We start from the raw sequence: 13,976 nt of genomic DNA, 5'->3' as shown, positions 1-13,976 counted from the left end.
GCGGTGACCGATCCGGTCGGGCTGCGGGCCCGCAAGAAGGTACGAACCCGGGACGCGATCGCCGACACCGCGATCTCGCTGTTCCTGGCACGCGGCTTCGACCAGGTGTCGGTCTCCGACATCGCCGCGACCGCCGAGGTGTCCAAACCGACCCTGTTCCGCTACTTCGCCACGAAGGAGGACCTGGTCCTGCACCGGTTCGCCAACCACCACGGTGAGGCCGCCCGCGTGGTACGCGACCGGCCCCCCGAGACCACGCCGATGACGGCACTGCACCGACACTTCCGGGCCGGACTCGACCGCTTCGAACCGGTCACCGGCCTCAACGATCACCCCGACGTGGTGGAGTTCCATCGGCTGGTGTTCACCACACCGAGCCTGGCGGGACGACTCACCCAGTACATGCTCGACGACGAGGACGCGCTGGCCGCCGCTCTCGGCCCGGACGTCAGGGCCCGACTGCAAGCGGCCCAGGTGATCGCGGTCCACCGCGTCCTCGCCCGGACCAACTGGCAGAAGATCGCCGACGGGCGGACCGCACGCGACGTCCAACGCGAGGCGGTCGCCGACGCGGACCAGGCCTTCGCCCAGCTGCGCAACGGCACGGACGGCTCCTAACCCGGGGCGACCGTCGCCGACTCGCCGCCGGCGACCTCGGCGGAATGCCGCAGGTCACCCGTGAGGCGCCTGCTCGTCAGCTGGTCCGTCAGGCGCCTCTGGATCAGCCCGGTCAGCTCCTGGGGAGAAGTCACCACCTCGAAACCGTCGACCTCACGTGACCATTCGAGGTTTCGTTGGTGCAGGTCCTGTTCGGCGTCGAACCGGTTCAGCAGGACGACGGGGCGTACCGGGTCGAGGGCGGCCGCGCAGAGCCGCAGCGCGTTGATGACGCCCAGACCCGCATGGGCGACGAGTACGACCAGGTCGGGCCGTACCGCCCGGACGAGGTCGACGGTGTCGCCGTCCGCGGCGATCGGTGAGCGGACACCGCCGGCCGACTCGACGAAGCCGACGTCGCAGCCCGGCGGCCAGGCCAGTTCGTCGACGAGGTCCGCGACGCCGAACGGGGGGAGGCCCAGTGACGCTGCGGCCATCGGGGGAGCCATGGGTACGGCGAAGTCCCGATGTGGCGGGCAGACTGCGGTCGCGGCTTCCCCCGTTGCCTGGGCAAGGACGGTCGCGTCGGTGTCCACTGCATCCGGCTCGTGCGACTGGACCGGTTTGCGGGCGGCGACCGAGAGCCCGGCGCGCCGCAGGCGTCGTGCCACGTCTGCGGTGGTCCAGGTCTTGCCGACCTCGGTGTCCGTGCCCGCCACCACGACGAGGACGTCCGGCTGGTGCGCTGCGTGGTCGCCGGATCCGGGTGGGGTGGTCACTGGCCCTGCCCCAGGGAGTAGCCCGGCTCGCCGTCGAAGCTGTAGAGACCCTCGGTCTTGACGAAGTCCAGACCGGCCCGGTCGAGTCGGTGCAGCAGATCGAGCACGTGGCTGCGGCGGGTCACGCCGGACCCGGGTGCTTGGAACCGGACCCGCCAGTGGTCGGTGCAGAAGGTCTCCGGGAGCCCGTCGGGCCACACCTTCACACCCCGGTTCGTGATCATCCGCGGTTGGAGCCAGGCGCCTTCGCTGGCCCTGCTGAGCGCGGCAGCGAGCGCGTTCGGATCGCGGTCGCGGTGGTGCAGGAACACGTCCACCCCGTCCATCGTCTTGACCTGTCGCGGGCCGGCTGCTGCGGGTGGGACGGTGAGCGGCTGCTGCCCGGCCGGATAGGAGACTGCCGGTAGGGTGGCCGGCCGCTGGCCGAGCCGGTCGATCACCGCGTCGCCGAATGCCCTCGTACCGACCGGGCTGCCCCCGGAGGTGGCGACGTCGGCGGTGGTGATGCCCGCCTCCAGGGTGGTCAACCAGGCGTTGTGCACGCGTTCGGCGACGTCGGACTGCCCGATGTGGACGAGCATCATCACCGCCCCGAGCAGCAGGCCGGACGGGTTCGCGACGTCCCGCCCGGCCAGCGGAGGCGCGGAGCCGTGGATGGCCTCGAACATCGCCGCGTGCTCGCCGATGTTGGCCGAGCCGCCGAGCCCGACCGACCCGGCGATCTGCGCGGCCACGTCGGAGAGCACGTCGCCGTACAGGTTGGGGGTGACGATGACGTCGAAGTCCTCGGGAGTGTCGGCGAGTCTCGCGGTACCGATGTCGACGATGCACTGCTCGGCAGTGATGTCGGGATAGTCGGCGGCCACCGTGTCGAAGACCCGGTGGAACAGGCCGTCGGTGAGCTTCATGATGTTGTCCTTGGTGAAACAGGTGACCTTGGACCGGCCGTGGCGGCGGGCGTAGTCGAAGGCGTACCGGACGATCCGCTCGCAGCCAGGGCGGGAGATCAACTTGAGGCACTGGGTGACCTCGTCGGTCTGGCGGTGCTCGATTCCGGCGTAGAGGTCCTCCTCGTTCTCCCGGACGATCACCACGTCCATCCCCGGATGCCTGGTCGGCACGAAAGGCGCGTACGCCACGCACGGACGGACGTTGGCGAACATCCCCAGGGACTTGCGGATCGTCACGTTCGACGACTTGAACCCGCCCCCCTGCGGGGTGGTGACGGGTGCCTTGAGGAACACCCGGGTCCGACGCAGCGACTCCCATGCGTCCGGCTCGATCCCGGCCGTGTGGCCGCGGGCGTACACCGCCTCCCCGATCTGGATCTCCTCGACGTTCAGCCGGGCCCCGGCCGCGTCCAGGATCCGCAGCGTGCAGTCCATGATCTCCGGCCCGATCCCGTCACCCCGCGCCACCGTCACTGGCACCGGCACCGCTGCCGGCGGTCCCGCCGTACCTGCGACGTGCGGCTGTTGCGACACCGTCATGGTCAACCTCTTCCGTGGCAGTAAATGCGAACTAGATTACACGAAATGCAGATCGTGTCTAGTGGCTCCCGCCCCGGTCGACGGCCGACCTCGCCACGTAACGACCGCCGTCGGTTGCTGCTCTGCCCAGGGTCGTCAGCGTGCCGGCGGATCAGGTACCGCTCGACACGCCGTCGGATGCCTCCCACCGTTGTTGCCGCAGCGTCCGGCAGTAGCGGGTGGAACAGACGTACGCCAGGAATGGCGGGACGCCGGTGCCGACCCGAAGGGAAATTCAGACCTGGTGCAGTTCGTCTGGCTTTCCCGCACCGCACCCGTGTGCTCACGGTGCCGTCGCGCAGATGGGTGCGGCGGGTCAATTCGTACGGGTAGCAGTGCGGCCGGTGTGACATGTACGGCCCGAACACCTCCAGGCTGGACATTGCCCCGATCTCCGGCGGAATCCGTACCAGGTTGGTGCCGTGGAGCGCGAGGTGCGTGACGGCGGTCAACGTGCCGATCGACGGTGGGAATGGATCTCCGTGGGCGACCGGTCGTGACAAGACACGGTGTCTTCCGGCAGACTGTGCAACATCTCGGCATTGATGTCGGTGACAGTGTCTCCGTGACGTTCTACGAGGTGAATCGCGTGCCCACAGTCGTCTGCCAGTTGACGACCCCACGACCACCGGTACGCGGCACATGGCGGTGCAGGTGATGCGGAGACCCGCCACCAACCGGCAGCTGACCATTTTCCGGGTGCTGGTGGCCGGTACCTCGGTTTCGGCATTCGGTAGCTACCTCAATATGGTGGCCCTCAACGTCTTCGTCTACCAGGTCACCGGCAGCGCGTTGCAGACCGGCGTGTTCATGGCGTTGCGTCTCGGCTCGGGATTCGTCGCCGGCATGTTCGGCGGCACGGTGGCCGCGCGGCTGCCCCGCCGGCCCGTGATGGTCTGCGGTGACCTGACGCAGGCCGCCGTGCTCGTCGCGTTCGCCACCGCCGCCGGGCAGACGCAGATCGACCTGCTCCCGGTCGTCGCCGTGGTCACCGGTCTGCTGAGTACCACGTCGTCGGTGCTCCTACGCAGCAGCGTGCCCGACCTGGTCGGCGACCAGCAGCGGCAGGCCGCGAACGGACTGCTGGTGACCGGTCGTGCCGTCGCGATGGCGTTGGGCTTCGCCGCCGGAGGGGTACTGGTCGGCTGGCTCGGTTACCAGGCGGCGTTCCTGGTCGACGCGGCGACGTTCGTGGTGTCGGCGACCGTGCTGGCGGTCCTGCCCCTGTCGTTCCCCGGCCGGCGCCGGTCGGCCCCGGCGGCGGACCGGGCCGCCGGCCCGCGCCCCGAGCCGGGCGGCTGGTCCCGACGGCGGACGATCACGGCCCTGGTGGCCGCACCGATGATCCTGGTCATCCTGGTCGTCCGGTCGGTGGACGCACTCGGCTCCGCCTCGCACAACGTCGGCCTCCCGGTCTACGCGACGCAGATCCAGCCGGACGATCCCGCCGGGTTCGTGGGTCACTTCTTCGCGGTCTGGGCGGTCGGCCTGTTCGCCGCGCACCAACTCGTGAAACGGGTACGCCGCCGCGACGGCGGGCTCGACGACCCGGTACGCAGTGAACGCGGGTTCATCGTCGGCACGTGCGTGATGTCCGCAGCGTTCATCGTGGCCTTCGCGGGCATCCCGCAGCCGTGGGTGCTCGCCGTGGCGTTCGTCGCCGGGGCCGCCGACGGATTCACCGAGATCACCTACACCACCCGCCTGCAGGCCGAGCCCGATCCGCAGCGCGGGCACTTCTTCGGTCTCACCGCGATGGCCGAGAACGGTGGTCTCGGTCTCGGCATGCTGCTGGCCGCCGGGCTCCTCGAGGTGTGGCGCCCGCTGTACGTGGCGGGGCTGCTGCACGGCGGTGTCGTCGTCCTGGCCCTGGGCGTGGCCGTCGTCGTCGCCCTGCGCCGCCGGGCCGGCCTCCGCGCCGACGGTGCCGCGCCGCCGTCGGCGACCATCGATTCGCCACCGCAGGCCGGGGAGATCGCGGCCACCGAGTTGTCGCAGGAGGCCGGGAGTGTCGCGGCCACCGGGCCGCAGCAGAGCAGGAGTCAGTAACCGGTGGACGATCTGACCGAGGTGCTCGTCCGTCGGGACGAGCTGTCCGATGCCGTGGTGGTCGAACGCGTCACGCGCGGGGGCGCCCGGATGCGGGTGGCCTACGTGGTGCCGTCCGTCGCCGTCACCCCCGCCGAAGCGCGTCGCGCGGCGGTGGCGGCGGCGGTGCGGGCCGGCGGCGCGCCGGAGACTCCGCTGACGGTGGCCGTGGTGTCCGGGATTCCCCGTACCGCCGACGGGAGCCCCGACGAGGAGGCGCTGCGCGCGGTGCCGGTGGCGGCGACCACCGGTGCCCCGCTGCGGCGGCTACCCGATCCGGAACCGGCCCGCCGGCACCTCGGTGACCTGCTGGACCTCCCGGCGCGCTGGGGTTCCGACCTGCCCGCCACCGCCGACCTGCCCGCCAATGCCGACCCGCAGCCGACGGTACCGCCGCCGGACCGGCCGGCGGAGCCGGCGGCGGAGGCAGGTGGCGGGAACCTGACCGACCACGCCGACGACCCGGCGACGCTGCCCGAGGCGCTGGTGCGGGCCGCCCGGCAGTGGCCGGAGCGTGGGCTGCGGGTGGTCGAGGCCGACGGCAGCCGGTACCTGACGTACCCCGAACTGCTCACCGCAGCTCGGCGGGCGTTGGGTGGCCTGCGCGCCGCCGGGCTGACCGTCGGTGACCCGGTGATCCTGCACACCCCCTCGCTGGTCGACCACTTCGTGGCCCTGTGGGCGTGCCTGCTCGGCGGTCTGCAGCCGGTGGCGGTGGCGCAGGCCCCCGGTTACCAGGTCCGCAACGCCACCCTCGACAAGCTGGAGCACGCGTGGCGCACCCTGCGGCAACCGGTCGTGCTCTCCAGCGGGGCCACCGTCGGGGCGCTGACCGGGTACGCCGGGCGGGAAGGGTTGACCGGGCTGCGGGTGCTCGACGTCAGCGACGTTCACGACCATGAACCGGTCGACGACCTGCACCGTCCGGCCCCCGGTGACGTGGCGATGCTGCAACTCTCCTCGGGCAGCACCAACCGTTCCAAGGTCATCCCGCTGACCCACCGGGGTATCGTCCGTTACGCCCAGGGCGCCCGGCAGGACGCCCGGTACCGGTCGGACGACGTCATGCTCAACTGGTTGCCCCTGGACCACGTCGGCGGCATCGTCATGATGCACCTCGGGCCGATCGTGCTGGGTTGCGGCACCGTGCACGTCGCCCCGGCACTCGTCATCGCCGACCCGCTGCTCTGGCTGGACCTGCTGCAACGGTACGAGGTGCAGCACAGCTGGTCGCCGAACTTCGGCTTCAAGCTGGTCACCGAGGCGTTGCGTAACCAGCCGGACCGCGCTTTCGACCTCACCCGGCTGCGCAGCCTGGTGAACGCGGGGGAGCAGTGCACCGAGACGGTGATGCGCGGGTTCGTGTCCGCCACCCGGGGTTTCGGTGTCGACGCGAACACGCTGCTGCTGGCCTGGGGGATGGCCGAGACGTGCACCGCCATCTGCTACCAGCCGTTCGGCCCGGACGCGGTGCAGCACGCCGAACTGTGTGACGGTGGGACCCGGGTGCGCCTGCACCCGGCGCCGGTACCGGGTGCCACGACGTTCCTGAGCATGGGCGCCCCGGTGCCCGGTACCCGGTTCCGCATCGCCGGTCCGGACGGTGCGACGGCCCTGCCGGAGCGGCACGTCGGCCGGTTGCAGGTCCGCTCCGACCGGGTCACCCCCGGTTACCTGCACAACGACGAGGCCAACCGTGAGGCGTTCCCCGACGGGGAGTGGTTCGACACGGGGGACCTGGCGTTCCTCGCCGACGGTCGGGTCACCATCACCGGGCGCGGCAAGGAAGTCATCATCGTCAACGGGGTCCACTACTTCTGCCACGAGGTCGAGGACGTGGTCGGTGCGGTGGACGGTGTGGCGCCCAGCTTCGTGGCCGCCGTCGGCGCACCGGCCCCGGACGGTACCGAACGGATGGTGGTGTTCTTCGTCGCCGACGGTGAGGTCGACGCCGACCTGCTGGCCCGGGTCCGGCGTCGGCTGGCGGAACGGCTGCAGATCAGCTCGGTGCAGCTGGTGCCCGTCGAACGGCAGCGCTTCGAGAAGACGACCAGCGGCAAGATCCAGCGTACGAGCATGCGGAACCGGCTGCTCGGCGGCGAGTACGAGCCGGTGCTGCGGCAGGTGGAGCTGCTCGACGCCGGCCCCGACACCGTTCCCGACTGCCTCTACCGGCAGACGTGGAGCCCGCGCAGCTTCCCGCAGGTGCCGGTGGACGGCCCGACGTTGGTGGTCACCGACGGGCTGGGACTCGCCGGGGCGATCCGGCGGGCCGCCCCCGACACCGTGCTGGTCGACCTGGCCGCCGTGCCGCTGGACGGGGACGCGGTGTCGGCGGGACCGGACGGTGCCGCCACCGCCTCGCCGGCCGACGCGGCGCACTGGGCGAACCTGTTGCGGTCATTCCAGGCGCAGGGTCGTACACCCGCGCGGGTGGTCTTCGCCGCCAGCTACCTACCGACGCCCGACGTCACCGGTGCGGCGGCGACCGGACACGCGATCGGGGTCTGCGCGCCCGGGCTGCTCGGGTTGCTGCGGGCGCTGGCCGACACCGGGTGGACCGGGACACTGCTGACGCTCAGCCGTGGGCTGTACCGGATCCGGGGGGACGAACCTGGCTGCTACCCGGCCGCGCTCACCGCCGCCCTCGGCGAGACGTTCGGCGTCGAGTACCCGGACGTGCGGGTCTGGCACCTCGACCTGCCCGGCGACGACGTGTCCGACGACGCCGCCACGGTCGTCGCGGCCACCGGCTGGTCACCGGGTGAGCCGGTGGTCGCCTGGCGCGGCGGGCCGCTGGTACGCACCCTCGAACGGGCCGAGCTGGTCGCCGGGGAGCCGGTGCTGCCCCACGGTTCCCGCTGGTTGGTCACCGGCGGGCTGGGCGGTGTCGGGCGTACCGTGCTCGACGACCTCGCCACCGGACTCGGCCTGCACCTGCTCGTCGTCGGCCGCGCCGCGCCGGAGCCGCGATCCGGCCCGCTGTCCGACCTGCCCGGCGGGGACCGGGTCCGGTACGCCCAGGCCGACGTCACCGACGCCGCCGCCCTCGACGCCGCCGTCACGGCTGCCGAGCACCGCTGGGGCGCACCGCTCGACGGTGTGCTGCACCTCGCCGGAGGGTACGAGCTGGGCCCGCTCGCCGACGTCACCGCCGACCGGTGGCGGGCCGAGACGGCGGCGAAGGTCGACGGCTCCCTGCAGGTGGCCCGCCTGCTGCGGCAGCGGCCGGGCAGCAGACTCGTGGTCTTCTCCTCACTGCTGTCGCTGATCCCGCTGGCCGGCACCGGCGTCTACGCCTCCGGTAACCGGTTCCTCGAAGCGCTGTGCGAGCACCTGCGCCCGCAGCTGCCCGCGCACTGCCTGACCTGGACCGCGTGGCGCGGCATCGGCATGAGCGCCGCGCACAGCGTGGAGTCGGCGACCCGCCGGCACATGCTTATCCTGACCCCGACCGAGGGACGGGCACTGACCCGGCTCGCCCTGCACCAGCCGGCCGGCCACCTGCTGATCGGCGTCGACCCCACGGCGGCGCGGGTACGGCATCTGGTGCGTCCCGTGCGGGCCCTGGAGGGCGTACCCGCGCCGACCGGCGGGCCCGCACCCGTGGACGCGTTCGGTACCGCCGTGCCGGTGGCGCCGGAGAGCGCCCCCGACCCCGGTCGATCCGCCGTCGGGACACCGGCCCCGGCTCCCGCCGTTGCCGCCAACGACCGGATCGGCGTGGCGCACACGGTGCGGGAGGTGCTGCGCCGCGAGGTACCCGGCGGCCTCGACGACCATGTGCCGTTCTACGACGCCGGCCTGGACTCGGTGCGGATGCTGCGGCTCCACACCCTGCTGCAACAGGCGCTCGGTCAGGAGTTCCCGCTGACCGCGTTGTTCACCCACGGCACCCCGGCGGCGCTGGTCGACCACCTCGGTGGACAGTTCGGTGGCACCACCGTGACCGAACGGGCCGCCGACCGGCGGGCCGGGGGCACCCAGCGGATCGCGGTGATCGGCGTGGCGCTGCGGTTCCCGGGCGCCGACACGTTGGAACGCTACTGGCAGAACCTGCTCGCCGGCCGGGTCGACATCCGGCGCTTCGCACGCAGCGAACTGCTCGCCGCCGGGCTGCCCGCCGGGCTCGTCGACGACCCCGACTTCGTACCGGTCAGCGGCGCGCTGGCCGACATCGACGGCTTCGACGCTGAGCTGTTCGGCATCAGCGCCCGGGAAGCGGCGTTGGTGGACCCGCAGCAGCGGCTGTTCCTCCAGGTGTGCCACGAGGCCCTGGAGGCGGGCGGCTACGCCGGTGCCGACGACCGGCGGGTGGGCGTCTTCGCCGGCGCGGGAATGCACCTGTACTCGCTGCGCAGCTACCTCTTCGAGCAGCTCGCCGGCACCGACCCCGCCGACCAGTTGCAGGCGTTGCAGGTCACGATCGGCAACCAGCCGGACTTCCTGGCCACCCGGGTGGCGTACCGGCTCGGTCTGACCGGCCCCGCGATGAGCGTGCAGACCGCGTGTTCCACCTCGCTGGTCGCGGTGCACCTGGCGGTGCGGTCGCTGCTGGCCGGGGAGACCGACCTCGCCCTGGCCGGCGCGGCGGCGCTGCACGTGCCGCAGGCGGCCGGCTACCGCTACCAGGAGGGTTCCATCCTGTCGCGCACCGGCGCCTGCCGTGCCTTCGACGACGCCGCCGACGGCACGGTCGGCGGCAACGGTGTGGCCGCCGTGCTGCTCAAACGCCTGGACGACGCGCTGGCCGACGGGGACACCGTGCACGGCGTGATCATCGGCTCGGCGGTCAACAACGACGGCGCCGCGAAGACCGGGTACACCGCGCCGAGCGTCACCGGGCACGCCGAGGTCATCCGCGCGGCCCTGGCCGACGCGCAGGTCGACGCGGCGTCGATCGGGTACGTCGAGACCCACGGCACCGGTACCCGGATCGGCGACCCCATCGAGGTCGAGGCGCTGCGGGCGGTCTTCGGCGGACGGGACCGGCCGCTGCCCCTGGGCGCGGTGAAGGCCAACATCGGCCACCTCGACACGTGCGCCGGCATGGCCGGACTCGTCAAGGCGATCCTGGCCGTCCGGCACGGCCAGGTGCCACCGGTCGCCGGGCTGCGCCGACCCAACCCGCAGCTACGCCTGGCCGACGGCCCGTTCGTGCTGCCCACCGCCACCCAGCCGTGGCCGCTGGCGGGGCCGCGCCGCGCCGGGGTCTCCTCGCTCGGTGTGGGGGGCACCAACGCGCACGTGGTGGTGGAGGAACCCCCGACGCCGGCACCCGCGCCGACGTCCGGGCCCGCCCGACCGGTGATCGTGCCGCTGTCCGCGCAGAACCCGCAGGCGCTGCGACAGTTGGCCGACCGGATGGCCGACCGGCTGGCCGACGCCGACCCGCCCCGCGCCGACGACGTCCTGGTCACCCTGGGCGCCGGACGGCGTCGCCTGCGGCACCGGCTGGTGGTCTGGTCCGACACCCCGGCCGGGGCGGCGGCGGCGTTGCGCGCGGGCACCGGGGATCGTTCGGTGTCGGGCACGGTGCCGGGCGGCGGACCGGGGCCGATCGTGCTCGCCTGCTCCGGGCAGGGTGTGAACTGCTCCGGTGCGGCGACCGGGCTGATGGCCTACGACCCGGCCCGGGAGGTGCTGGAGCGCTGCGGTGAGCAGTACCGGCGGATGTGGGGCGGCGACCTGCTGGGCGCGCTGCTCGGCGGTGCACACGAGTGGACCACCGCCACCGTCCAGCCGGCCCTGTTCATGACGCAGGTCGCGCTCGGCCGGCTGCTGGAGTCGGTGGGGGTACGCCCCGACGTGCTCGTCGGTCACAGCGCCGGGGAGTACGCGGCGTTGTGTCTGGGTGGCGCGCTGTCCGTCGAGGACGGCCTGTACCTGTCCGCCGTGCGGGGCCAGCTCATGCAGCGTGGTACGCCGGAGGGCGCCGCAGTGGCGGTGCTGGCCGACCCGGCGCAGACGGCCTCGGTGCTCGACCGGGTCGACGGCCTGGAACTGGTGGTCCGTAACGGGCCCCACCGGCACGTACTCGCCGGGCCGCCGTCGGCCGTCGAGCGGGCCGTGCAGGTGCTGGACGCGGACGGGATCGGGTACCGGCCGTTGGCGGTCAACCGGGCGTTCCACTCGACCCTGATGGAGCCGGTGCTGGAGGACCTTGCCGCGCAGGCCGCGACCCTGACCTGGCATCCGCTGCACACTCCGGTGGTCAGCAGCGTCGGGGGGACGCGCCTGGCCGCCGGTACGGTGCCCGGCGCCGACCACGTCCGCCGGCAGACCCGCGAGCTGGCCGACTACCAGGCCGGGATCGACGGCCTCGTCGCCGAAGGGTGCACCACCTTCGTCGAGATCGGCCCGGACGGCACGCTCACCGGGATGGGCGGGCAGTGGCCGGGCAGCACCTGGATCCCGACGCAACGGGCCCGGGGCGACCGCACCGAAGCCGTCGTGTCGGCGTTGGCCACGCTGTTCACCCGGGGCGTGGCCGTGGACTGGGCGGCGCTGGCGCCGTCCGGGCGGCGGGTCCCCCTGCCCACGTATCCCTTCCAGCCGAGCCGGCACTGGGCCGCCAGGCCCGCGCCGGCATTCGAACCGGTGCCGGAGCCGACGTTCATGCCTGCGACTGAACCGGCGTCCACCCCGGTGCCCGAACCGACGTCCGCGCCGATGTCGGCCGTGGAATCCACCACTGACGCGGAAGGTCCGTCTGTCATGTCTCCGGTCACCGTCGCCGCCATCGCCGCCGACGACGTCGTTCTGCAACGCGTACGCGAACTCACCGCCACTCATCTCGGCGAGTCACCCGAGCGGGTACCTGCGGACACCGCCTTCTTCGACCTCGGTGCCGACTCGCTGCTGATGATCAACCTGTTGCGCGAGCTGGAGACGAGCTTCGGCATCCGGGTGGCGATGCGCGAGCTGTTCGAGGAACTCGACACCCCACAGCGGCTCAGCGAGGCGATCGTCGGGCGGATGGCACCGGACCGGCTCGCCGCCCTCGTCCCGGCCGCCGCCCCGGCAGCTCCGGTCACGGCCATCGCAGCCGAGCCGGCCACCACTGCCTCGGCGGCACCGCCCACCGCTGCCTCGGCCGTTCCGGGTACCGCCATCCCGGCTGCGCCGCCCGCGCCGGTCCCGATGCCTGCCGCGTCGGCGGTACCTGTCGTACCCCCGCAGGCCGCCGTCGGCGCCACGTCGGTACCCGTCGACGGCCATCCGCTGGCGACGCCCGCCGGGCCCACGGCGGACGTCGTGCGTACCCAACTGGACCTCATGGGCCGGTTCACCGACCTGATGGCGCAGCAGTTGTCCATCCTCGGCAACCCGGCGACGGCCAACGGCAGCGGGACCGGGACCGAGGCCGTGACCGGGGTCGGGGCCGTGCCGGTCGGCACGAGCATCAGCAACGGCGGTGCCAGCGGCACGCCGCAACCCACCGGCACGCCGCAACCCGGCGTCGTGCCACAGCCCGGCGTCGTGCCGCCGCCGGCCGGGAACGCCGCCCGCACCGACACCGGGGCCGGGCCCGCCCAGCTCGGCCCCCGGCCGCTGCGGGTCAGCGCCGGTGGCGGCTCGGGCCGGCTCGACGAGCGCCAGCAGGCCCACTTCACCGACCTCGTCCACCGCTACACCGAACGGACCCGCCGGTCGAAGGCCCTCACCCAGCAGCACCGGCGATGGCTGGCCGACAGCCGCGCCGTGGTCGGATTCCGCCGCGCGGCCAAGGAGATGCTCTACCCGCTGGCCGCCCGCCGGGCCGGGGGTGCCCACCTCGAAGACATCGACGGCAACAGCTACGTCGACATCACGATGGGGTTCGGGGCCCTGCTGTTCGGCCACGAACCGGAGTTCCTGACGTCCGCCCTCGCTGCGCACCTCGACGACGGCCTGCGGCTCGGCCCGCGCAGCGCCGAGACCGGTGAGGCAGCCCAGTTGCTGTGCGAACTCACCGGCATGCAGCGCGCCGCGTTCGCCACCACCGGCACCGAAGCCAACTCGGCGGCCTTCCGGCTCGCCCGCGCGTACACCGGACGGTCGGTCGTCGTCACGTTCGAGGGCTCCTACCACGGACACTTCGACCCGGTACTCGGTCGCGGCGTGTCCGAGGGCGACACCTGGCGGACCCTTCCCGTCTCCGCCGGCATCCCCGAGTCGGCCGTCTCCGACATCCGGGTCCTGCCGTACGGCGCACCGCAGAGCCTGGACGTGATCCGCCGCAACGCCGACCAGATCGCGGCGGTGGTCGTGGAACCGGTGCAGAGCCGCTACCCCGACCGGCAGCCCGTCGAGTTCCTCCACGAACTGCGGGCGCTGTGCGACCGGCACGGCATGGTGTTGCTCTTCGACGAGATGCTCACCGGCTTCCGCCCCCACCCGCAGGGCGCCCAGGGCGTCTTCGGCATCCGGGCCGACCTGGCCACGTACGGGAAGGTCATCGGCGGCGGCTACCCGATCGGCGCGATCGCCGGCCGCGCGGACATCCTGGACTGGGTCGACGGCGGCTTCTGGCAGTACGGCGACGACAGCGTCCCGCCGCAGGACACCACCTTCTTCGGTGGCACGTACATCCAGCACCCGCTCTCCATGACCGCCGCGAAGGCGGTGCTGTCCGAGGTGCGCCGGCGCGGGCCGGCACTGCAGGACACCCTCAACCGGCAGACCGAACGGCTGGCGCGCGCGATCAACGAGTTCTGCGCCGCCGAGGAGTTCCCCGTCCGGGTCCACCACTTCGGCTCGCTGTTCCGGTTCACCTCGTCGGCCGACCTGAACCTGCTGTTCCACCACCTGATCCTGGCCGGTGTGCACGTGTGGGAGTGGCGCAACTTCTTCCTCTCCGCCGCGCACACCGACGACGACGTGGACTTCGTCGTCGACGCCGTCCGGGAGTCGCTGTACGACCTGCGTCGCGGCGGATTCTTCCCCGGCGGGCAGGCACCGCCGCCCGCCGCCGCCCGCCGGCCGGCACCACCCCTGCCGG

The 13,976-nt window shown here is 72.7% G+C and carries 5 protein-coding genes; 3 read left to right on the top strand and 2 right to left on the bottom strand.

Annotation, left to right across the window (positions count from 1 at the left end):
* Positions 1-3: 3 nt before the first annotated feature.
* Positions 4-618, top strand: a complete 615-nt coding sequence (locus GSF22_RS08645) for a TetR/AcrR family transcriptional regulator (protein WP_307803839.1) — start codon at positions 4-6, stop codon at positions 616-618.
* Here the strand turns inward: GSF22_RS08645 and bioD are convergent.
* Positions 615-1,376 (bottom strand): ATP-dependent dethiobiotin synthetase BioD, encoded by a 762-nt coding sequence (gene bioD / locus GSF22_RS08640; RefSeq protein ID WP_208812659.1) that lies wholly within the window; start codon positions 1,374-1,376, stop codon positions 615-617. The genes GSF22_RS08645 and bioD overlap by 4 nt on opposite strands.
* Positions 1,373-2,812: an NADP-dependent isocitrate dehydrogenase gene (locus GSF22_RS08635; RefSeq protein ID WP_208812658.1), complete on the bottom strand. Its 1,440-nt coding sequence runs from the start codon at positions 2,810-2,812 to the stop codon at positions 1,373-1,375. The genes bioD and GSF22_RS08635 overlap by 4 nt, the downstream gene beginning before the upstream one ends.
* 750 nt (positions 2,813-3,562) lie before the next feature.
* Between GSF22_RS08635 and GSF22_RS08630 the strand changes: the two genes are divergently transcribed.
* Positions 3,563-4,954, top strand: a complete 1,392-nt coding sequence (locus tag GSF22_RS08630) for an MFS transporter (RefSeq protein ID WP_208812655.1) — start codon at positions 3,563-3,565, stop codon at positions 4,952-4,954.
* A 3-nt stretch (positions 4,955-4,957) separates the two neighbouring features.
* Positions 4,958-13,976 (top strand): type I polyketide synthase (locus GSF22_RS08625; protein WP_208812653.1); only part of this gene is annotated, 9,019 nt, incomplete at its 3' end.

The sequence above is a fragment of the Micromonospora echinofusca genome, assembly GCF_017614955.1.
In the GTDB taxonomy this organism is placed as follows: Bacteria; Actinomycetota; Actinomycetes; order Mycobacteriales; family Micromonosporaceae; genus Micromonospora; species Micromonospora echinofusca_A.
Note: the sequence above shows the minus strand (reverse complement) of the source record. Positions and strands in the feature narration are given on the sequence as shown.

Coding starts and splice junctions, on each gene's coding strand:
- GSF22_RS08630 (WP_208812655.1), top strand. CDS start 3,563: ATGCGGAGACCCGCCACCAACCGGCAGCTGACCATTTTCCGGGTGCTG.